Genomic DNA, 19,873 nt, shown 5'->3' with positions numbered 1-19,873 from the left:
AGACATAGCATGTCTGGCGGTTTTCTATTAGAATTGGCTATTTGCGCAGCAGCGCACTGTACGCGCAACCTAGCAGCACCAACCGGATGAGTTCTATGGAGCAAACCCCGCAGTCTCAGCTTAAACTCCTCGTTGCCAAAGGTAAAGAACAGGGCTACCTGACCTATGCCGAGGTGAACGATCACCTCCCGCAAGATATTGTCGATTCAGACCAGATCGAAGACATCATTCAGATGATCAACGATATGGGCATTCAAGTGGTTGAAAACGCTCCGGATGCCGATGACTTGATCATGGCTGAAGGGGGTACCGCCGATGAGGACGCTGCCGAAGCAGCGGCCCAGGCTCTGGCATCTGTTGAATCCGAGATTGGTCGCACGACCGATCCCGTCCGCATGTACATGCGGGAAATGGGTACTGTCGAACTGCTGACCCGCGAAGGCGAAATCGACATCGCCAAGCGTATCGAAGACGGTATCAACCAGGTACAAAGCTCCGTAGCGGAGTACCCGGAAGCCATCACTTACCTGCTCGAACAGTACGACAAGTACGAAGCCGAGCAGCTGCGTCTCTCCGACATCATCTCCGGTTTTATCGATCCGAACGATACCGAAGATATGGCGCCGACCGCCACTCACATCGGTTCCGAACTCAGCGAGGATGACCTGGCTGACGAAGACGAAGATGAAGACGAAGATGAAGACGAAGACGGTGACAACTCTGACGATGACGGTGACGGTGGTCCGGATCCGGAAGTCGCTCGCGAGAAGTTCGCCGAACTGCGCGCCCAGTATGAAGTGACCCGCCTCTCCATTCAGAAGAATGGTCGCGCGCACGATGATACTCAGGCCGCCATCGCCCAGCTGGCCGATGTGTTCCGTCAATTCCGCCTGATGCCCAAGCAGTTCGATCGCCTGGTCAACAACATGCGCGAAATGATGGAGCGGGTTCGGGTGCAGGAACGCATCATCATGAAGCTCTGCGTTGAGCAGGCCAAGATGCCGAAGAAAACCTTCGTCGCGGCCTTCACCAACAACGAGTGCGAAACTGCCTGGTTTGAATACCAGAAGCAGGCTGGCAAAGCCTGGTCTCCCCGTCTGATGGAGATGGATGAAGAGGTGCAGCGCGCCATCGGCAAACTGCAGCAGATCGAAGAAGAGACCGGTCTGTCGATTGCCCAGATCAAGGATATCAACCGTCGCATGAGCATCGGTGAGGCCAAGGCCCGCCGAGCGAAGAAAGAGATGGTTGAGGCCAACTTGCGTCTGGTTATCTCCATCGCCAAGAAGTACACCAACCGCGGTCTGCAGTTCCTCGATCTGATCCAGGAAGGCAACATCGGTCTGATGAAGGCGGTAGACAAGTTTGAATACCGTCGTGGCTACAAGTTCTCGACCTATGCAACCTGGTGGATCCGTCAGGCCATTACCCGCTCCATCGCGGATCAGGCCCGTACCATCCGTATCCCGGTACACATGATCGAGACCATCAACAAGCTCAACCGTATCTCCCGTCAAATGCTGCAGGAGATGGGTCGTGAACCGAACCCGGAAGAGCTGGCCATGCGCATGGGCATGCCGGAAGACAAGATCCGCAAGGTACTGAAAATCGCCAAAGAGCCTATCTCCATGGAGACGCCCATCGGTGATGATGAAGATTCCCACTTGGGCGACTTCATCGAAGATACCACCCTGGCTCTGCCGGCCGATGCAGCAACCAGCGAAAGCCTGCGCAACGCGACCCGCGAAGTGCTGGCCGGTCTGACAGCTCGCGAAGCCAAGGTGCTGCGGATGCGTTTCGGTATCGACATGAACACTGACCACACCCTTGAGGAAGTGGGCAAGCAGTTCGACGTTACCCGTGAGCGTATTCGTCAGATCGAAGCCAAGGCTCTGCGCAAACTGCGCCATCCGAGCCGCTCGGAAGTGCTGCGCAGCTTCCTGGACGAATAATCAGGGTCGTGCCAACCAGCTTGCCAAAGCCCCGCTATGCGGGGCTTTGTTTTATCCATCCTGTTCCGGCATGCCCCCGGATCCAGCTGGACAATTAGTCGCCAAGTGGTTGATATGCCTATAGACTGCCCTTGGCACTTCCCCTATAATCCACGCCGCTAAATGCACAATTTGGCCCCTTAGCTCAGTTGGTCAGAGCAGTCGACTCATAATCGATTGGTCGTGGGTTCAAGTCCCCCAGGGGCCACCAAATTGAAAAAGGCCGCTCATCATGAGCGGCCTTTTTGCATCTGCGGATCGGGCAATGTCCAGTGATGGGATCGATGAGGTCATCAGAAAAGACCCGCCATGGGCGGGTCTGGGCAGGGTCCGGATCAGGCACCTCGAGCGAGGGCAAGGAGCCTAATGCTGAGCCTCAGGTCTGCTCGTCGCGACGCTGGTTCGAGGCGTGACGGGGAAGCGTGGGCAGCATCCGGATCACCAGACTGCTGCGCTGACGCCACGAGGTGAACCCAATGGCCAGCAGATGCAGTGCGATCATGCCCTGCAGTGCCCAGGTGCACCAGACATGCCAGTCATCAGCTCCCAGATCAAACCCCATCTCGGTATTCTGGAACCAGCCGGTACCGGCAGTTGCCAGCACCAGCAACCAGAGCGCCCATACCGCCAACTTGCCGCTGCCATGATGGCCTGGCGCCGGTGGCAACCGTTCACGCATCTCGTGCATCTGCTGGCGAAAATCCTCACCTTTGGGGATGAGGGCGCCCAAGCGGGCGTAGCCACGGGCAAAGGTGAGCCCCCAGAGCAAACGCACGGAGACCAGCGCGATGGCCGTATAACCGAGCCACTCGTGCCAATCCTCTCCCGCCTCATTGAGCCAGAGATTGCCGATACAGATGGCCGCCACACCCCAATGGGTCAGGCGAACCACTGCATCCCAGCGAAAGGGATCACCCTTTTTGCTTGGCATACTTGTGATACTCCTTCTTCAGGTCGTTGACCTTGGCCAGGTGCTCGCGCGCCTTGGCTTCGTCACCGGCCTTGAGTGCAGCCAGGCTGGCATCCAGCTCGGTCTGTACCTCATTCATGCCCTCGAGGAACTTCTCCTTCTTGGCGGCAGGCATGTTCTTCTGCTTGGCGATGTCGAGCTGAGCCTTCATCTCGTTGATGTGCTTCTCCATGGTAGCCGCATCATCAGCCTTGACCGCCTGCTTGTAGTTGAAGCCAATCTTCTTCATCGGCTGTTCCAGATCGCCAGCCATGGCAGGCAATGCGATCAGACCGAACATCAGGGGCAACAGCAGGGGGCGAACAGTTTTCAACATGGGATTTCCTTATATAACAACATGCTCAAATTATTAGGGTCACCTATGAATCCAAACAAGAATTCATCACCAGCATAATGCCATGACTCATGGTGAAGCGTTTGTGAAAAATGATGTTTTTTGTGGCAAATGGTGACAAGAGTGCCTCGCTTGTTAACCACAGCAACATGAATGCATCGGCAATAAGGCACTTTCCGGCATAAAAAACCCCGCCATTGGCGGGGCTTGTCACTGCGGTTACCGTTCATCAACCAGCCTGCTGTTCACGCTCGATGGCGCGCCAGCCGATGTCATTGCGATAGAAGACACCATCCCACTGGATCCGCGCAGCCAGCTGATAGGCACGCTGCTGCGCTTCGGCCACTGTGTGACCCAGCGCGGTGGCGCACAGCACCCGGCCACCGGCGGTTACTACGGTATCCCCCTCAAGGCGGGTACCCGCGTGGAATACCTTCTCGCCGCTCGCCTCTTCCACCGGCAGACCGCTGATGGCCTTGCCCTGCTGGTAGTCGCCGGGATAACCGCCAGCAGCCAGCACAACGCCAATGGCCACGCGGGGGTCATAATTCGCTTCTACCTGATCCAGCTTGCCGGCACAGGCGGCCAGACAGAGTTCCACCAGATCGGAGCGCATCCGCAGCATGATGGGCTGGGTCTCGGGATCGCCGAAACGGCAGTTGAATTCGATCACCTTGGGATTGCCCTGACCGTCGATCATCAGGCCAGCGTAGAGGAAACCGGTGTAGACATTGCCCTCGGCCGCCATGCCGCGCACGGTCGGCATAATCACCTGCTCCATCACCCTGCGGTGCACTTCATCAGTCACCACAGGAGCCGGCGAATAGGCGCCCATACCGCCGGTATTGAGGCCGGTATCACCATCCCCTACCCGCTTGTGATCCTGACTGGTCGCCATCGGCAGCACATGCTCGCCATCGACCATGACGATGAAGCTCGCCTCTTCCCCTTCCAGGAACTCCTCGATCACCACCCGGGCGCCAGCGTCGCCAAAAGCATTGCCTGAGAGCATGTCGCGCACGGCCTCTTCGGCCTCGGTCAGGGTCATCGCCACGATCACCCCCTTGCCTGCGGCCAGACCATCGGCCTTGATGACGATGGGCGCCCCCTTCTCGCGCAGATAGGCCAGCGCTGGCTCAACCTCGGTGAAGTTCTGGTACTCGGCAGTCGGGATGGCGTGACGGGCCAGAAAATCCTTGGCAAAGGCCTTGGAGCCCTCCAGCTGGGCAGAAGCCGCAGTCGGACCGAAGATAGCCAGCCCCTCGGCACGGAAGGCATCGACCACCCCTTTCACCAGCGGCGCTTCCGGGCCGACGATGGTCAGACCGATGCGCTGCTCCTTGGCAAACGCCAGCAGAGCCGGGATATCGGTAGCAGCGATGGCCACGTTCTCGATGCTCCCTTCGTGAGCGGTGCCTGCATTGCCGGGGGCGACGAAGACCCGGGTCACCAGAGGGGATTGCTTGGCTTTCCAGGCCAGGGCGTGTTCGCGGCCACCATTGCCAATGATCAGTACTTTCATCGTATCGCTCGCTTCTATGTGGGTCACAGGCTTCCGCCAGAGGGAAGCCGGTCGCAATAGTCAGTGGAAAAGAGACAACAAAAGGGCCGCCCGTGGCGGCCCTGATCCATCAGTGACGGAAGTGGCGCATGTTGGTAAAGACCATGCACATGCCGTGCTCGTCGGCGGCGTCGATCACCTCCTGATCGCGCATCGAGCCACCCGGCTGGATCACGCAGGAGATACCGGCAGCAGCTGCTGCATCAATGCCGTCGCGGAACGGGAAGAAGGCATCGGAGGCCATGACGGAGCCCGCCACGGTCAGCCCTTCATCTGCCGCCTTGATACCGGCAATCTTGGCCGAATAGACGCGGCTCATCTGGCCGGCGCCAACGCCGATGGTCTGGCCATCTTTGGCGTAGACGATGGCGTTGGATTTGACGAACTTGGCCACTTTCCAGCAGAACAGCAGATCTTGTAGCTCGGCCTCGGTCGGCTGACGCTTGCTGACCACGGTCAGGTCGCCCAGCGTCACCATGCCGAGATCGCGCTCCTGCACCAGCAAGCCGCCATTGACGCGCTTGAGGTCAAACCCTTGCGCCGGAGCAGTCCACTGACCGCATTCAAGCAGACGCACGTTCTGCTTGGCAGCGACCGCTTCGCGGGCCTCCTGGCTGACAGTCGGGGCGATGATCACCTCGACGAACTGACGCTCGACGATGGCCTTGGCAGTGGCGCCATCCAGTTCGCGGTTAAAGGCGATAATACCGCCAAAGGCGGAGGTGGGATCGGTCTGGTAAGCCCGGTCGTAGGCACTCAGCAAGTCGTTACCGACGGCCACGCCACACGGGTTGGCATGTTTGACGATGACGCAGGCCGGCTCGTCGAACTCCTTCACGCACTCCAGCGCCGCATCGGTGTCGGCGATGTTGTTGTAGGAGAGCGCCTTGCCCTGCAGCTGAACCGCGCTGGAGACGGAACCCGGCGCGGCATGCTCCTCGGCGTAGAAGGCGGCAGCCTGATGGCTGTTCTCGCCGTAGCGCATGTCTTGCTTCTTGATGAACTGGCTGTTGAAGGTGCGCGGGAAGCGGGACTCCTCGTCACCCTCCTTGTTGTCACCATAAGAGGGCACCATGGTACCGAAGTAGTTGGCGATCATGCCGTCGTAGGCAGCGGTGTGCTCGAAGGCAGCGATGGCCAGATCGAAACGGGTTGCCAGTTTCAGGCTGTTGCCGTTGGCATCCATCTCACGAATAACCCGATCGTAGTCGGCAGCTTTGACCACGATCGCGACATCTTTGTGATTTTTAGCCGCAGAGCGCACCATGGTCGGGCCGCCGATGTCGATGTTCTCGACCGCATCGGCCAAAGTGCAGCCCGCTTTGGCAACGGTAGCAGCAAAGGGGTAGAGGTTGACGACAACCATGTCGATGGGGGAGATAGCGTGCTGAGCCATGATGGCGTCATCCTGATCCCGACGGCCGAGAATGCCACCATGAACCTTGGGATGCAGGGTCTTGACCCGGCCATCCATCATTTCAGGGAAACCCGTGTAGTCGGAGACCTCGGTCACCGGCAGACCCGCCTCGCCGAGCAACTTGGCAGTACCGCCAGTAGAGAGCAGGGCGACGCCGCGTTCGTTGAGTGCCTTGGCAAATTCCAGAATGCCGGTTTTGTCAGACACACTCAGCAGTGCACGGCGAATGGGTCGAGCTTGTTCCATCACACTATCGTCCTCAACATAACGGGGACCGTTCCATGGGAGGCGAGGCTCAACACAGAGAGTCCCCAAATAAATGGAAGTGGGGGGATTTCGCAAACCACTCTCGCCACAGGCCTGACAACGGCAAAAGTGCTTTAAGAAATGCCCGCTTGGTGCGGCGCTCTCTTATGGGCGCGTATTCTACACAAAAAATGTGACGGGTGGTGGATTTTTTAAATAGCAAAACCCTTGTGTGGCGCGGCGTTAAACGTTTGCCACTTGATTTTTGCCAAACGTTTGCCATTTAAGGGTTTTATGGCAAAAGAGCGGCCAAACCAACTTTTGTCTGCCCCTTTTATGCCCTTGGCTGGCAATCGTCCGGCAAAGGGGTGATAGTGGGTTCCGGTTTTGTTGAGTCGCATATCCAACGGGAGAAAAGGGCATGTACCGGATCGGTGAACTGGCCAAGGCGTGCGGGGTCAAGGCAGATACCCTGCGTTTTTACGAGAAGAACGGGCTCATCTCGCCGGGGATCCGTAACGAATCTGGCTACCGCCTCTACAGCGAACAGGACAAGCGGCGGCTGGAGTTCATCATTCGCGCCAAGTCGGTGGGATTCTCGCTGGCCGATATCGGCGAGCTGCTCGACCTCGATACCAACAAGGCCAAGGTCACCTGTCAGGAGGTAAAAGCGGTAGCCGACACCAAGCTGGCCCAGGTGGAGCAGAAGATCATCGAACTGACCCGCTTTCGCGACAACCTGCGCGAGCTTTCCAACATCTGCTGTGGCGGGCCGCGCTCGGCGGAGCACTGCGCCATTCTGGAAACACTGGAGTCGGGAGCACCCGCTCATCACGAGCATCATAACCACGATGAGCATGACCACGTTGGCTGACGGCACCAGCCCGCTCATTGCTCCAGCGGCGATTTGGTGACAAAATCGCCGTGTTTTTAACCGGTGCCAGTGCATCCGGTTGCCGGGTGCTCACCTGAACAGGCGCCCGTCGCGAAAACCGCCATCCAGACACAGAGCCAACACACCAAGAGAAGAAAGAAGAGGAGCCATCATGGCCAAGATTCGGGTCGACCAACCCGCCCTCCCCCGTGAGGAAGATGCGCAAGGGGGCCACTATGCCCATCAGCGCGGCGAGATAAAGGATAACCATCTGCATGCCCTGCTCTCCGATCCCCTGTTTCGCAGCCGGGTCGAGCGCAACAAGAAGGGCAAGGGGAGTTACCGGCGCAAGGCCAAATTCGGCAAGCGGTGGGAGCCCGGCCAACAGCAGATGATCCGCGTCTGCTGCTGAGCGGGTTTCTATCGACCATAAACAATCAGGGCGCCAATGGCGCCCTGATTGTTTTTACTGAAAAAGCGGTCTAGCAACGCTAACTCACCGCCTCAAAAGCGCGCCTCAACAGGCAGTTTACTCATCCATAAAGAGTTCGAGCAGCACGTTAAGGTAACGATGGCCGAGGGAGGTGAGCTGCCAGCTGTCGCCCAGATCGTCGATCAGCTCCTTGCTCTGGGCAATGGTCAGCACCGTCTCCACCCGCTCCAGCGGCAGGCCGGTATAGGCCTCGAACTCCGCCTTGGGGGCCGGTTCGAACAGGCGAAAGCGGTTCATAAAGTACTCAAGCGGCAGATCGTCTGCCGTCACCTGCCACTGCTCGTCCAGATAGGGGCGACTCTTGTCCAGATACCCTTTCGGATGCTTCACCTTGGCGGTACGCAGGATCTGCAGATCCGCGAGATCGGTCACCTTGCCGTGGGCACCACAGCCGATCCCCAGATAGTCGCCGAAACGCCAGTAGTTGAGGTTGTGACGGCACTGGTAACCCTCTTTGGCGTAAGCCGAGATCTCGTACTGGCGATAACCGCTGGCGGTGAGCATGGCGTGGCCCTGCTCGTAGATATCCCACAGGGTGTCATCTTCCGGCAGTGTGGGCGGCTTGGAGGCAAACGCCGTGTTCGGCTCTATGGTGAGCTGATACCAGGAGAGGTGCGGCGGTGCGCAGTCGATAGCCTGCTGCAGGTCATAAAGAGCATCATCCAGACTCTGATCCGGCAGACCGTGCATCAGGTCCAGATTGAAGGTGGGCAACTTGATGGCATGGGCCAGTGCAGCGGCTTTGCGCGCCTCTTCCGGGCCGTGAATGCGGCCGAGCCGAGTCAGCTTCTCCTGCTGGAAGCTCTGCACGCCGATGGAGATACGGTTGATACCAGCACGCTGGAAACCGGCGAACTTGTCCGCCTCCACCGTGCCCGGATTGGCCTCCATGGTGATCTCGCAATCTGCAGTGAGCGGAATGCGGGCCCGAACCCCGTCCAGCAGGGTTTGCATCGCCTCCACCGTCAGCAGGCTGGGGGTGCCGCCGCCGATAAAGATCGAGGAGAGCGGCCGCCCTTGTGCCCACTTCAGATCCTGATCCAGATCTTCCAGCAGGGCGGCGACATATTCGAGGTGAGGCAACTCCCCTTTCTGGGCATGGGAGTTGAAGTCACAGTAAGGACACTTCTGGACGCACCAGGGCACATGAATATAGAGAGAGAGCGGCGGCAGTTGCAGCATGGACGTTCCAATAAAACGGGGGCTCAAGGCCCCCATTGTAGATGACAATATGTTATGGGCGGTGGGGGCTTAACTCAGTGAGCCGCCAGCGCCGCTTTCAGTTTGGCCAGCGCCTGGGCACGGTGGCTCAACTGGTTTTTCAGCTCGGCCGGCATCTGGGCCGCGGTGCAGTCGTGGTCCGGCACGAAGAAGACGGGGTCATAGCCAAAACCATGCTGACCGCGCTGCTCATCGATGATCATCCCTTCCCAGCTCGCCTGACAGATGATGGGTGTGGGATCGTCGGCGTGGCGCATATAGACCAGCACACACCAGAAGCGGGCGCTCTTGAGGTAATCGGGAGCCCCTTTGAGCTCAGCCAGCAACTTCTCGATATTGGCCTTGTCACCGGCACCCTGACCGGCAAAGCGGGCGGAGTAGACCCCGGGACGACCCTGCAGCAGATCCACTTCCAGACCGGAGTCATCGGCAACGGCGGGCAAGCCGGTAATGCGGGCGGCATGGCGCGCCTTGATGATGGCGTTTTCAACGAAGGTGGTGCCGGTCTCATCGGCATCGGAGACAGCAAACTCGCTCTGCGGGATCACCTGGATCTTCATGTCGGCCAGCATGGCGGCCAACTCCTTCACCTTTTTCTGGTTACCTGTTGCCAGGACAAGCTTGTTCATCGAGCACCTCCGCAAAAATAATCAGCGCATTCTATGCGGCGCAAGCGTTTAGTAAAAGCGCCAATTACAGCTGCTGCCATGGCTTGAGCGGGAGTTATCCCCCTTTCAATAGAGCGCTTTTTGATACATGTTTCCGCAGAGGAATAACCGAAGTGATTAAATACCATTTCTATTCATTACTTTGAGCCAGTAGACTCGCGCACCAATTCAATTCCGGCTGATAGAGAGGTGACAGATGCCATTGATTCTTTTACTCGTACTGCTGGTGCTGTTTAGCCCGTTGGCCATCGACATCTACCTGCCCGCCATTCCGCAGATGGCCGAACAGCTCGGGGCGGAAGTGACCCTGATGCAGGGCACCATCACCTGGTTCCTGTTCAGCATGGGGCTGGGACAACTGCTGGTCGGTCCGCTGGCCGACCGCTATGGCCGCAAACCGGTTGCTCTGGGCGGCGTGCTGCTCTACGGTCTGAGCGCGCTGGGGGCCGGTTTCGCCGCCAGCCTCGGCGAATTGATGCTGGCGCGAGTACTGCAGGGCTTTGGCGCCTGCGCCACCTCGGTCGCCGCCTTCTCGGTGGTGCGTGACAGCTATGGCCCGAAAAAGAGCGGCCAGATGATCTCCTATCTCAATGGCGCCATCTGCTTTATCCCGGCCCTGGCCCCCCTGCTCGGTGGCTGGCTCACAGCCAAGGCGGGCTGGTCGGCCAACTTCTGGTTTATGGCCGGTTATGCGCTCATCGTCGGCAGCTGGCTGCTGTGGCGGATGCCGGAGACCCGCCCTGAGGAGACCCGCAGCGAAGGGGCCCTCATCAGCTGGTCGCGCTACAGCCCGGTACTGCGCACCCCCAGCTTCCTGTTCAACGCGGCGCTGTGCATGCTGGCGATGGCGGTTATCCTCGCCTATGTCACCGCTGCGCCGGTACAACTGATGGTGAAGCTGGGACTGGATATGAGCGGCTTTAGCTACTGGTTTACCGCCAACGCCGCGCTCAACATTCTGGCCTGTTTCATGGCCCCGCGCTTTATCGCCAAGGTGGGGCCAAGACGCACCCTGCGTATCGGCCTGCTGGTACTGATGCTCTCGGCCATCGCCCTGACCCTCGCGATGCACATCGAACATCCGCTGGCGATGATGGGGCCGGTATTCCTCTCCAGCATCGGCTTTGCCATGATCCTGGGTTCGGCCGCCGGGATGGCGCTGGCACCGTTCGGCCACTGCGCCGGTACCGCCGCCGCCCTGCTCGGCCTGTTCCAGATGAGCGGCTCCGGTGCTCTGGTTGGCCTGACCGGCGCCCTGATGCACGACCCGCTCAGCCAGCTGGCACTGCATATGTGGCTGCTGCTACCGCCGCTGGTGATGCTGATGACACGCCGCGGACGCCGCTTGTGTTTGCAATAAATCCTGTGCTCTGATGCACACTCCGGGGGCCGTGGGCCCCCTTCTTGTTTGTCACTCGACGTCAGCGGAGAACCCCGATGAGCCACTCTCTCAACGCCGCCCTGGTGGGCTATGGCTTTGCAGGCAAGACCTTCCACGCCCCCTTCCTCTCCACCACGCCCGGTTTATCTCTGAGCTGGGTGGTGAGCCGCGATGCTGCCAAGGTGCAGGCCGATCTGCCCGGCTGCCGGGTTGGTTCACTGGAAGAAGTGCTGAGCGATGAGACCGTCGATCTGGTGGTGATCGCCACCCCCAACGATACCCATGCCCCCCTCGCCCGCCAGGCGCTGCTGGCAGGCAAGCACGTCGTCATCGACAAGCCGTTTGCGCTGGATCTGGCCGAAGCGGCAGAGCTGGTCGAGTTGGCCGAAAAGCAGCAGCGACTGCTCAGCATCTTCCACAACCGCCGTTGGGACGGGGATTTCCTTACCGTGCGCCGTTTGATTGCCGAGGGGACGCTGGGGCAGATCGCCCAGTTCGAATCCCATTTCGATCGCTATCGCCCCGAGGTGCGTCAACGCTGGCGCGAAGCGGGTGGCCCGGGTTCCGGCCTCTGGTTCGATCTCGGCCCCCATGTGCTGGATCAGGCGCTGCAGCTGTTCGGCCAACCGGACTGGCTGCAGGCAGACCTTGCCGGGCAGCGCCCCGGTGCCCTGGCTGATGACTACTTCCATGTGGTGCTGGGCTATGGTGAACGGTCTGGCGCAATGCGAGTGATCCTGCATGGTAGCTGTCTGGTATCGGCCACCATGCCCCGCTTTATCGTTCACGGCAGTCAGGGCTCGTTTGTCAAATTCGGTATGGATGTGCAGGAAGATCAGCTCAAGCTGGGCAAGCGGCCACCGGCAGCGGATTGGGGGTTGGATAGCGAACCCGGTCAGCTCAGTCGCATCGTGGATGGCCAATTGCAGCAACAGAGCCTGACCGGCGCAGCGGGCGATTACGGCGCCTACTACCGTGGCGTCTGTGCCGCCATCAGAGGTGAGGGAGATAACCCGGTACCCGCCACGGAAGCATTGGCGGTGATGGCACTGCTGGATCTGGCCCGCGAGAGCAACCGCTTGGGGCAACGGCTGAGCTGTCAAAAGCTGTCTGACTAACGCGGTACAGGTTGCCGCTCTGACAGATATGAATACCGTTTAAACTGCCAATCAACATCAATAACTTGGTTGTTTATTGTGCACAAACCGCAAATAAGCGGCATCTTGTATTGATATCAGTCGTTGCAGTGGAGCTTTTTATCCACTGCACGAAAAAATGTCATTGTGATATCCGTTTTCATCGGTAACCAATGGGGCTATATTGCGCCCGCCTGCCTGAGTCCCGGCCTCTTGTTTTATTCCGGGTCACGGTGGGCGCAGTGATGGTTGTTTCGACCATCTCTCCATCTTTTTTTGAGGGAATGCACATGAACAAAGTACTGGTAGCCGGTATCCTGGGTCTGATGTTGACTGCTTGCGGTCAGAAAGAAGAAAAAGCTGCCGCGCCTGCTGCTGCTCCGGCCGCCGAAGTTGCTGCAACTGTAGAAAAAGCCGCTAGCGAAGCCACCTCTACTGTAGAGAAAGCCACCTCCGAAGCGACTGCAACCGTTGAAAAAGCTGCTGACGAAGCTGCTACCAAGGTTGAAGCTGCAGTGAGCGATGCCAAGGCCAACTAAGCCTGCACCTCATTGAAAGACGGGCCCCATGGGCCCGTTTTTTTATCTGCCGCTCAAGGCGCTGGATTAATCAGCGAGGTGAGAATGTGATCCTCCCAGCGGCCATTGATCATCAGATACTCCCGCGCATACCCCTCCCGCTCGAATCCGAGTCGCTCCAGCAAGGCGCCGCTACGCAGGTTAGCGGGCATATAGCAGGCCATGATGCGATGCAGTCCCTGCTCGCGAAACAGATAGTCGATGGCAGCAGTCAGGATCTCCTGCATCAGCCCCTGCCCCTCATGCTGCCGGTCAATGCCATAGCCGAGGTGACACGCCTTGAAGATCCCCATCATGATGTTGCTGAAGTTGCAGGTGGCGATCACCCGCTCACCCGCCGGATCGAGCGCCACCAGATTGACACCGGTGCCTTTGAAAAACTGGCTGTAGCTATCCTGCAGCCGGTTATGCCAGTAAGAAAGGGTGTAGAAATGGTCGTCGCGCAGCGGCTCCCACGGGGTAAGGTGGTCGCGATTGCGCCGGTAAAAGTCGAGGATCATCGGGGCCTGATCGGGGGTCAGCAGCGTCAGGTGGACCCGCTTGGTTTTGATATGGGGTAGCGCCATCAGGAGTCTCTCTGCCCAAGCCATTCGTCGCGCAGCAGGCTGTAGTGAACATGATCCACGACCCGGGAACCCAGTCGCTCCGCACGCCGGGTAATCCCCTCCTGCTGCATCCCGAGCCGCTCGCAGACGGCTCTGCTGGGCTCATTGTCGGTCGCGGCAGTGATCTCCACCTTCTCCATCCCCATCTCCTCAAACGCGTGATGGATCAATGCATGACAGGCCCGGGTAATGATGCCGTTGCCCTGCCAGCGCTCTGCCAGCCAGTAGCCGATGACCACCTTGCCAAGATCGTGATCGATGCTGTTGTAGCCAATGACCCCAACCACCTCTCCCTGATACTCGATGGCGGTGGTCAGCCCCTCGCCACGGGCAAACTTCTCGATGGCATGACGGATAAAAGTTGCGCTGTCGGCTGGACGCAAAATGAAAGGGGGCCAGGGCAGCCATTGGGAGAGGTACTCCCGGTTGTCATTGCAGAGGGCAAACAGCTCGCTCGCCATGTCTGGCTGCAAGAAGAGCAGCGCCAGCTCGTCATCCAACTGCCATGAAAACATGGGATTCTCCTTTTAAATCAGTCGCCAAAACATGGGGCTGCCCCAATGTAGCCAATCGCAACTTGGCACGCCAGCCACTTTTGTCACCCCCTCATTACCTCTCTTGGCAGGAAGAGGCGACAGCCCCGCACTATTTATCTCCCTCCAAAGAGGAGGGTGGCTCTCTGAAACCGGATAACTCTCTTCGAAAGGCTCCTTTTGATGCCCTAAATGGGCCATTCAGCAGATCCTGCTACCCCTCTGTGCTGCGCTGTCACATCTGACAGGAGGCACTTTTTTACCCCCGAACTAGCTTGAAAACGCCCGACCTGGGGTCGGTTCAACAACATCATCGATTTAAGGAAAGAAGAGATGAATAAAGTATTTCTGGCCGTGGCACTGGCCTGTTGGGGAGGTGCCGCCATGGCGGCACAAGAAGTCGAGATCAACGTTAACGCAAGCAGCGCCAGAGCAATGTCTGGCCTTAATGCCGGCTCCGGCACACTGCAGCTGGAAGATGGCGAGTTTCGTCAGGTGCGGGTAGTCAAACTGCCCAACGGACAACAGCGGATCCGCTACGAGCAGACCTGGAACGGCATTCCGGTAATGGGCCAGGTCGTGGTGGCCGACAAGAGCCTGAGCGGCCAGCTACAGCAGGCCAGCGGGCGCATGCTGCGCCAGATTGATCAGGATGTGGCGAGCCCGGTCGCAACCCTCTCGCCACAGGATGCCGCCAGCAAGGCCAAGGCGGGCAGCAAGGGGAGCAACGAGCAGATCAAGCTTTACGTGATGCAGGACGAGAACGGTCTGGCCCGACTGGTCTATCAGGTCTCCTTCGTTGTGGAAGGTGACAAACCGAGCCGCCCCTTTGTCATCCTCGATGCCCAGAGCGGCGAGGAGCTCAAACGCTGGGAGGGGATCAACCACAAGGACGCCACCGGCCCCGGGGGCAACATCAAGACCGGCAAATACTTCTATGGCACCGACTTTGGCCCGCTCATCGTCGATGACAACTGCCGGATGACCAGCCCCAACGTCGATACCATCAACCTCAACCACGCCACCTCTGGCGGCACCATACACCAGTTCACCTGCCCGGAGAACCGGGTCAAGGAGATCAACGGCGCCTACTCGCCGCTCAACGACGCTCACTACTTCGGCAACGTGGTATTCGACATGTACCGCAACTGGTACAACACAGCACCATTGACCTTCAAGCTGAAGATGCGGGTTCACTACAGCAAGAATTACGAGAACGCCTTCTGGGATGGCAGCCAGATGACCTTCGGGGATGGGGCCACCACCTTCTACCCGCTGGTAAGCCTCGACGTGGCAGCCCACGAGGTGAGCCACGGCTTTACCGAACAGAACTCGGGGCTGGTCTACTCGGGGCAATCCGGGGGAATCAACGAGGCCTTCTCCGACATGGCGGGGGAAGCGGCCGAGTTCTACATGAAGGGGAGCAACGACTGGCTGGTCGGGGCGCAGATCTTCAAGGGCAACGGCTCCCTGCGCTACTTCGAGGATCCGACCCGTGATGGCAAATCCATCGGCCATGCCAGCGACTACTACGACGGCATCGACGTGCACCACAGCTCTGGGGTCTATAACCGCGCCTTCTACCTGCTGGCCAACAGCAACGGCTGGAACACCCGCAAAGCGTTCGAGGTGTTCGTGCTGGCCAACCGCCTCTACTGGGGCGCCAACACCGACTACCAGCAAGGGGCTTGCGGCGTCAGCCGGGCCACTGCCGATCTGGGCTACAACCAGGCCGATGTGGCGCGGGCCTTCCAGACCGTCGGGGTCAATGCCAGTTGCGGTACGACGCCACCAAGCGACAACGAGCTGAAAAACGGCGTGCCGCTGAACAATCTCTCCGCCAGCAAGGGGGGCAAGCTCAACTACACCCTGACCGTACCGGCGGGCACCAAGTCACTGCAGATCAACAGCAGCGGCGGCACCGGTGATGCCGACCTCTACGTCCGCTTTGGCTCTGCCCCCACCAGCAGCAGCTACGACTGCCGTCCCTACAAGGGCGGTAACAACGAAAGCTGCTCCTTCACCAATCCCAAGGCAGGTACCTGGTACGTCCAACTCTCCGGCTTTGCTGCATTCAGTGGCGTGACCCTCAAGGCCAGCTACTGATCCTCTGGCGCGGGGGCAACCCCGCGCCCTTTACTCCTTGCGCCACCGTTTGGCCAGTGATCGGGCCATGGCCAGTACCGTCTCTCTGGCGGGATTGGGCCGCTTGCCACCGCGCCAGGCCATCATGACGTCCCAGTGATCCTGCGGCAAATTGACCACATCGAGTCTGATCAGTCGCCCCATCTCCAGATCCCGCGCAATCGCCAGCTCCGGCATCAAAGTGATAAAGCCGTGCTCCAGCGCCAGTTCCCGCGCCGCACTGGCCGGTTGTATGCCGTGAATGGGGCTGGCAACACGGCGGATCCGCCGCAGTTGCTGAATGAAGGCATCACACCCCGGCCCCCACACCTGGGGGGCCAACCGCTGATCGGCGATATCCTCCAGCGTGAGGCCGTGGCAGCCTGCCAGGGGATGGAGCGGTGAGGCGATGGCGATGATGGGAGAGCAGCAGAGCAGCTCCATCTGCAGGCCGGAGACCGGTGGGCGCTTGAGCACAAAGCCGATATCCGCCTCCCCGGTCAGCAGCGCCTGCATGATGTCGCCCGAGTGATCCGTGGTGCAGCGGATCTCGAACGGCTCGTCCACCAGCTCCATCAACAGCGAGCCAAACACCACCGAGGTGAGCGAAGGAAGGCTGGAGAGACGGATACAGGGCAGTGCCGGTGCCCCCTGCAGTGCCAACCGTCCTTCACTCAGGGTGGCCAGCGCAGAGCGGGCGGCAGGGAGAAACTCCTCGCAGGCACGGGTTGGGGTCACACCGCGCCGATGGCGCTGAAACAGCGGGGCACCGAGGCTCACCTCCAGCTGGGCAATCCGCTGACTCACCAGTGGTTGTGACCAGCCGCGGATGGCTGCGGCCTGACTAAAACTGCCCAGCTCGGCCACATCCAGCAGCAGTTGCAGATCGTCCAGATCCATAGACATAAATAATCCTGATATGAAATATAGGTAGTTGTCGTCTACCACTATATCTAAACCCTCTCCAGAATGAAGTTATCTGTGAATGAGAGGGCGTTATGGTCGATAGGGCGAGGTTTTGGGGACGCTGGTTTCTGGCGCTGGATACCACACTGGTGATCCTGGGTTTCTTTGTGGTGATGCCGATGATCAGCCTGCGCTTCGTCGACCAGCTCGGCTGGGCCGCCGGTCTGGTAGGGCTGGCGCTCGGGCTGCGCCAGCTGACCCAGCAGGGGCTGGGAATTTTCGGCGGTTCGCTCGCCGACCGTTTCGGCGCCCGCCCGCTCATCGTCACCGGCATGCTGCTGCGGGCCATCGGCTTCGCTACGCTGGCCTGGGCCAACAGCGGCGCCATGCTGATCTTCTCCTGTTTCCTCTCCGGACTGGGCGGTTGCCTGTTTGACCCGCCCCGGGCCGCGCTGGTAATCAAGTTCACCCGTCCCCATGAACGGGGCCGTTTTATCTCCCTGCTGATGATGCTGGAGAGCGCGGGGGCCGTCACCGGCGCCCTGCTCGGCAGCTGGCTGCTGCGCTTTGACTTCACCTACGTCTGCCTGCTGGGAGCCGGACTCTTCACGCTGGCAGCACTCTGCAACTGGACCCTGCTGCCCGCCTATCGCCTCTCCATCAAGCCGACGCCAATGCGTCAGGGATTGGGCAAGGTGCTGGCGGATCGCGCCTTCTGCCGGCTGGTGCTGATCTTAAGCGGCTACTACATGCTCTGGGTGCAGGTGATGCTGATCTTCCCCATTCTGGTCAAACAGCTATCCGGCAGCACCACCGCCGTGGGCTGGATGTACAGCCTGGAAACGGCGCTGTCACTGGCGCTGCTCTACCCCATCGCCCGTTTCAGCGAACGGCGCTATCGCCTCGAGAATCGCCTGCTGGCAGGCATCCTGATGATGACGGTGGGGATAGGTCTGGTCGCTTTCGTCAGCACCCTCTCCGGCCTCTTCGTGCTGCTGGCCTGCTTCTATCTCGGGATCATTATCTGCGAACCGGCCCGGGAGACCCTGATGACACGGCTGGCCAATCCGGCAGCCCGGGGCAGCTACATGGGTTTTAGCCGGCTCGGCCTCGCCGTCGGCGGCATGACCGGTTACGTGGGGGGCGGCTCGCTCTACGATTACGCCATGCAGCAGGGCCAACCTGCCCTCCCCTGGCTGGTGCTGGGTACGGTGGGCGTGGCCACCATGCTGCTGCTTGCCCACTGCTTCTCCCGCCGTCCGGAACTGGCCGCCAGAGCCGCAGCCTGACAATCGCTACCCTGCGGCAGCCCCGGGGGCTGCGACTATTGCTAGTCCGCCGGGACGATAAAAAAGTTGCGCATTACAACTTTTTGACTATTTTAGTTGTCAGGCACAACTAAACAGGAAATCCCGACATGGATCCCCGTCCCCTGCGCGCCCTGTCGCGCGATCTGGTTCGTGAACTCGGCATGCTCTCCCAGCACTGTGGCCAGCTGGCACTCACTCCCATCGAAGCACACCTGCTGATCGAGCTGGAGAGCGCACCGGCCACCAACCAGCAACTGGCCGAGAAACTGCGCATCGACAAATCCAATGCCAGCCGCCCGCTGGCCCGCCTGGCCGAGCGCGACCTTATCAGCTGGCATCCCCACCCCTCCGATGGCCGCAGCAAGGAGGCCCGCCTCACAGCCGAAGGTCAGGCAATGCTGCTGACGCTGCATCGGGAGATGGATCACGCCATGGAGGAGATGCTGGCGCAGCTGAGCCAATCCGAGCGCGAACAGCTGTGGAGCGGCATGCTGCTCTACCGCAGCGCCCTCTCCCGTGCTCGTCGCCAGCAGGGCTACCATATTCGCCCTATCACAGAAGCAGACAATCCCCACATCGCGACCGTTATCCGCACCGTCTCGGCGGAGTACGGGCTCACCGCCGACAAGGGATATGGCGTCTCGGATCCCAATCTGGACAGGCTCTATCAAACCTATCAGGAAGAGGCGAGCCGCTACTGGGTCATCGAAGGGCCGGACGGTTCCATCCTCGGTGGCGGTGGCATAGCGCCGCTGGCTGGAGAAGAGGGAGTATGCGAATTGCAGAAGATGTACTTCCTGCCCGCCCTGCGTGGTCTGGGTCTGGGCAAGCGGCTGGTGTTGCAGGCGCTGGACGAGGCTGGCGCCCTTGGCTATCGGCGCTGCTATCTGGAGACCACCGAAGTACTGCGCGAGGCCACCAGCCTGTACGAATCCCTCGGGTTTGAGCATCTGCCCGGCCCCCTTGGCTGCACCGGCCACGGGGATTGCGAAATCTGCATGCTGCTCGATCTGGAACAGAGAGCCTCATCATGAATGAGCCGACACGACACACCGTTGGCATTCGCGATGTCTGCTTCGGCGAGCGGGTGAAACTGGTTGAGCCCGTCAATCTCTACGGCTGTACTCTGGCGGACGATGTCTTTATCGGCCCCTTCGTGGAAGTGCAGGCCAACGTCATCATTGGCCGCGCAACCAGAGTCCAGTCGCACACCTTTATCTGCGAGCACGTCACCATAGGTGAAGGGTGCTTTATCGGTCACGGGGTGATGTTTGCCAACGATCTCTTCAAGCAGGGATCTCCCGATCCGTACTCGGCCCACTGGGGCCGAACCGTCATTGAGGATGAAGTCTGCATAGGTTCCAATGCCACCATTTTGCCGGTCCGCATCTGCCGGGGCGCCGTTATCGGTGCCGGAGCCGTGGTCACCCGGGATATAGAGATCCCCGGCACCTATGCCGGCAATCCGGCCCGTTTGCTGCGCACCTTTTGAGAGCCCACGCCAGACGACACCTTGGTACACCAA

Annotated in this window: 19 protein-coding genes and 1 tRNA gene; 11 read left to right on the top strand and 9 right to left on the bottom strand. The window is 59.8% G+C overall.

Annotated features, from left to right (window positions below; genetic code table 11):
• The first annotated feature begins 95 nt into the window (after window positions 1–95).
• Window positions 96–1,952, top strand: coding sequence for an RNA polymerase sigma factor RpoD (gene rpoD / locus I6L40_RS05940; RefSeq protein ID WP_043851640.1), 1,857 nt, complete (start codon window positions 96–98; stop codon window positions 1,950–1,952).
• Between the two features lie 173 nt (window positions 1,953–2,125).
• A tRNA-Ile gene (locus I6L40_RS05935) sits at window positions 2,126–2,202 on the top strand.
• 165 nt (window positions 2,203–2,367) lie between these two features.
• Here the strand turns inward: I6L40_RS05935 and I6L40_RS05930 are convergent.
• The 4 genes from I6L40_RS05930 to purH all read right to left on the bottom strand — a co-directional run bounded on the left by I6L40_RS05930 (window position 2,368) and on the right by purH (window position 6,519).
• Window positions 2,368–2,922 (bottom strand): cytochrome b/b6 domain-containing protein, encoded by a 555-nt coding sequence (locus I6L40_RS05930; protein WP_216995127.1) that lies wholly within the window; start codon window positions 2,920–2,922, stop codon window positions 2,368–2,370.
• Window positions 2,903–3,277, bottom strand: a complete 375-nt coding sequence (locus I6L40_RS05925) for a cytochrome b562 (RefSeq protein WP_041209147.1) — start codon at window positions 3,275–3,277, stop codon at window positions 2,903–2,905. The genes I6L40_RS05930 and I6L40_RS05925 overlap by 20 nt, the downstream gene beginning before the upstream one ends.
• Before the next feature lie 247 nt (window positions 3,278–3,524).
• Window positions 3,525–4,817 (bottom strand): phosphoribosylamine--glycine ligase, encoded by a 1,293-nt coding sequence (purD, locus tag I6L40_RS05920; RefSeq protein WP_216995126.1) that lies wholly within the window; start codon window positions 4,815–4,817, stop codon window positions 3,525–3,527.
• A 109-nt stretch (window positions 4,818–4,926) separates the two neighbouring features.
• A complete protein-coding gene (gene purH / locus I6L40_RS05915; RefSeq protein WP_216995125.1) occupies window positions 4,927–6,519 on the bottom strand; it encodes a bifunctional phosphoribosylaminoimidazolecarboxamide formyltransferase/IMP cyclohydrolase in 1,593 nt (530 codons plus the stop codon).
• A gap of 421 nt (window positions 6,520–6,940) precedes the next feature.
• On the opposite strand from purH, the gene zntR reads away from it, so the two are divergent.
• Complete coding sequence (zntR, locus tag I6L40_RS05910) at window positions 6,941–7,393, top strand: Zn(2+)-responsive transcriptional regulator (protein WP_041209144.1); 453 nt, start codon at window positions 6,941–6,943, stop codon at window positions 7,391–7,393.
• Window positions 7,394–7,565: 172 nt separating this feature from the next.
• Entirely contained in the window at window positions 7,566–7,805 is a 240-nt protein-coding gene (locus tag I6L40_RS05905; RefSeq protein WP_254204081.1) for an alternative ribosome-rescue factor A, read from the top strand.
• A gap of 117 nt (window positions 7,806–7,922) precedes the next feature.
• Here the strand turns inward: I6L40_RS05905 and hemW are convergent, their stop codons facing one another.
• Together hemW and rdgB are read right to left on the bottom strand one after the other, a co-directional pair.
• Window positions 7,923–9,068 (bottom strand): radical SAM family heme chaperone HemW, encoded by a 1,146-nt coding sequence (hemW, locus tag I6L40_RS05900; RefSeq protein WP_216995124.1) that lies wholly within the window; start codon window positions 9,066–9,068, stop codon window positions 7,923–7,925.
• Window positions 9,069–9,142: 74 nt separating this feature from the next.
• Entirely contained in the window at window positions 9,143–9,736 is a 594-nt protein-coding gene (rdgB, locus tag I6L40_RS05895) for an RdgB/HAM1 family non-canonical purine NTP pyrophosphatase (RefSeq protein WP_033112987.1), read from the bottom strand.
• A 235-nt stretch (window positions 9,737–9,971) separates the two neighbouring features.
• Between rdgB and I6L40_RS05890 the strand changes: the two genes are divergently transcribed.
• The 3 genes from I6L40_RS05890 to I6L40_RS05880 all read left to right on the top strand — a co-directional run bounded on the left by I6L40_RS05890 (window position 9,972) and on the right by I6L40_RS05880 (window position 12,831).
• Window positions 9,972–11,135 carry a multidrug effflux MFS transporter gene (locus tag I6L40_RS05890; RefSeq protein ID WP_071913640.1) on the top strand — a complete coding sequence of 388 codons (1,164 nt, stop codon included), beginning with the start codon at window positions 9,972–9,974 and terminating at the stop codon, window positions 11,133–11,135.
• A gap of 77 nt (window positions 11,136–11,212) precedes the next feature.
• The gene (locus I6L40_RS05885) at window positions 11,213–12,274 is read left to right on the top strand and encodes an oxidoreductase (protein ID WP_071913638.1); all 1,062 of its coding nucleotides are present in this window, start codon (window positions 11,213–11,215) and stop codon (window positions 12,272–12,274) included.
• A 308-nt stretch (window positions 12,275–12,582) separates the two neighbouring features.
• Window positions 12,583–12,831 carry a hypothetical protein gene (locus tag I6L40_RS05880; protein ID WP_042030661.1) on the top strand — a complete coding sequence of 83 codons (249 nt, stop codon included), beginning with the start codon at window positions 12,583–12,585 and terminating at the stop codon, window positions 12,829–12,831.
• A 53-nt stretch (window positions 12,832–12,884) separates the two neighbouring features.
• Here the strand turns inward: I6L40_RS05880 and rimJ are convergent, their stop codons facing one another.
• Both rimJ and I6L40_RS05870 read right to left on the bottom strand, forming a co-directional pair.
• Window positions 12,885–13,436, bottom strand: a complete 552-nt coding sequence (gene rimJ, locus I6L40_RS05875) for a ribosomal protein S5-alanine N-acetyltransferase (protein WP_216995123.1) — start codon at window positions 13,434–13,436, stop codon at window positions 12,885–12,887.
• Complete coding sequence (locus I6L40_RS05870; protein WP_033112982.1) at window positions 13,436–13,990, bottom strand: GNAT family N-acetyltransferase; 555 nt, start codon at window positions 13,988–13,990, stop codon at window positions 13,436–13,438. The genes rimJ and I6L40_RS05870 overlap by 1 nt, the downstream gene beginning before the upstream one ends.
• Before the next feature lie 351 nt (window positions 13,991–14,341).
• On the opposite strand from I6L40_RS05870, the gene I6L40_RS05865 reads away from it, so the two are divergent.
• Window positions 14,342–16,114 (top strand): M4 family metallopeptidase, encoded by a 1,773-nt coding sequence (locus I6L40_RS05865; protein ID WP_071913635.1) that lies wholly within the window; start codon window positions 14,342–14,344, stop codon window positions 16,112–16,114.
• A gap of 30 nt (window positions 16,115–16,144) precedes the next feature.
• Here I6L40_RS05865 and I6L40_RS05860 read toward each other — a convergent pair whose 3' ends face one another.
• The gene (locus I6L40_RS05860) at window positions 16,145–17,038 is read right to left on the bottom strand and encodes a LysR family transcriptional regulator (RefSeq protein ID WP_033112980.1); all 894 of its coding nucleotides are present in this window, start codon (window positions 17,036–17,038) and stop codon (window positions 16,145–16,147) included.
• Between the two features lie 92 nt (window positions 17,039–17,130).
• Between I6L40_RS05860 and mdtH the strand changes: the two genes are divergently transcribed.
• From mdtH to I6L40_RS05845, 3 genes are all read left to right on the top strand, one after another.
• Window positions 17,131–18,327, top strand: coding sequence for a multidrug efflux MFS transporter MdtH (gene mdtH, locus I6L40_RS05855; RefSeq protein WP_216995122.1), 1,197 nt, complete (start codon window positions 17,131–17,133; stop codon window positions 18,325–18,327).
• 128 nt (window positions 18,328–18,455) lie between these two features.
• Window positions 18,456–19,382: a helix-turn-helix domain-containing GNAT family N-acetyltransferase gene (locus tag I6L40_RS05850; protein ID WP_071913633.1), complete on the top strand. Its 927-nt coding sequence runs from the start codon at window positions 18,456–18,458 to the stop codon at window positions 19,380–19,382.
• On the top strand, window positions 19,379–19,840 hold the full coding sequence (locus tag I6L40_RS05845; RefSeq protein ID WP_071913631.1) for an acyltransferase: 462 nt from the start codon (window positions 19,379–19,381) through the stop codon (window positions 19,838–19,840). The genes I6L40_RS05850 and I6L40_RS05845 overlap by 4 nt, the downstream gene beginning before the upstream one ends.
• The last annotated feature ends 33 nt before the right edge of the window (window positions 19,841–19,873 follow it).

The organism is Aeromonas sp. FDAARGOS 1410 (genome assembly GCF_019048745.1).
In the GTDB taxonomy this organism is placed as follows: Bacteria; Pseudomonadota; Gammaproteobacteria; order Enterobacterales; family Aeromonadaceae; genus Aeromonas; species Aeromonas jandaei.
The sequence above is the reverse complement of the archived record's forward strand: the minus strand, read 5'-3'. Positions and strand labels throughout refer to the sequence as shown.

What these genes read in the sequence shown, in the direction of transcription:
- rdgB (WP_033112987.1), bottom strand. Translation starts at nt 9,736, where the DNA reads ATGAACAAGCTTGTCCTGGCAACAGGTAACCAGAAAAAGGTGAAGGAG.
- I6L40_RS05870 (WP_033112982.1), bottom strand. Translation starts at nt 13,990, where the DNA reads ATGTTTTCATGGCAGTTGGATGACGAGCTGGCGCTGCTCTTCTTGCAG.
- I6L40_RS05860 (WP_033112980.1), bottom strand. Translation starts at nt 17,038, where the DNA reads ATGTCTATGGATCTGGACGATCTGCAACTGCTGCTGGATGTGGCCGAG.
- mdtH (WP_216995122.1), top strand. Translation starts at nt 17,131, where the DNA reads ATGGTCGATAGGGCGAGGTTTTGGGGACGCTGGTTTCTGGCGCTGGAT.
- I6L40_RS05930 (WP_216995127.1), bottom strand. Translation starts at nt 2,922, where the DNA reads ATGCCAAGCAAAAAGGGTGATCCCTTTCGCTGGGATGCAGTGGTTCGC.
- purD (WP_216995126.1), bottom strand. Translation starts at nt 4,817, where the DNA reads ATGAAAGTACTGATCATTGGCAATGGTGGCCGCGAACACGCCCTGGCC.
- I6L40_RS05880 (WP_042030661.1), top strand. Translation starts at nt 12,583, where the DNA reads ATGAACAAAGTACTGGTAGCCGGTATCCTGGGTCTGATGTTGACTGCT.
- I6L40_RS05890 (WP_071913640.1), top strand. Translation starts at nt 9,972, where the DNA reads ATGCCATTGATTCTTTTACTCGTACTGCTGGTGCTGTTTAGCCCGTTG.
- I6L40_RS05885 (WP_071913638.1), top strand. Translation starts at nt 11,213, where the DNA reads ATGAGCCACTCTCTCAACGCCGCCCTGGTGGGCTATGGCTTTGCAGGC.
- purH (WP_216995125.1), bottom strand. Translation starts at nt 6,519, where the DNA reads ATGGAACAAGCTCGACCCATTCGCCGTGCACTGCTGAGTGTGTCTGAC.
- rpoD (WP_043851640.1), top strand. Translation starts at nt 96, where the DNA reads ATGGAGCAAACCCCGCAGTCTCAGCTTAAACTCCTCGTTGCCAAAGGT.
- I6L40_RS05865 (WP_071913635.1), top strand. Translation starts at nt 14,342, where the DNA reads ATGAATAAAGTATTTCTGGCCGTGGCACTGGCCTGTTGGGGAGGTGCC.
- I6L40_RS05925 (WP_041209147.1), bottom strand. Translation starts at nt 3,277, where the DNA reads ATGTTGAAAACTGTTCGCCCCCTGCTGTTGCCCCTGATGTTCGGTCTG.
- hemW (WP_216995124.1), bottom strand. Translation starts at nt 9,068, where the DNA reads ATGCTGCAACTGCCGCCGCTCTCTCTCTATATTCATGTGCCCTGGTGC.
- rimJ (WP_216995123.1), bottom strand. Translation starts at nt 13,436, where the DNA reads ATGGCGCTACCCCATATCAAAACCAAGCGGGTCCACCTGACGCTGCTG.
- zntR (WP_041209144.1), top strand. Translation starts at nt 6,941, where the DNA reads ATGTACCGGATCGGTGAACTGGCCAAGGCGTGCGGGGTCAAGGCAGAT.
- I6L40_RS05905 (WP_254204081.1), top strand. Translation starts at nt 7,566, where the DNA reads ATGGCCAAGATTCGGGTCGACCAACCCGCCCTCCCCCGTGAGGAAGAT.
- I6L40_RS05850 (WP_071913633.1), top strand. Translation starts at nt 18,456, where the DNA reads ATGGATCCCCGTCCCCTGCGCGCCCTGTCGCGCGATCTGGTTCGTGAA.
- I6L40_RS05845 (WP_071913631.1), top strand. Translation starts at nt 19,379, where the DNA reads ATGAATGAGCCGACACGACACACCGTTGGCATTCGCGATGTCTGCTTC.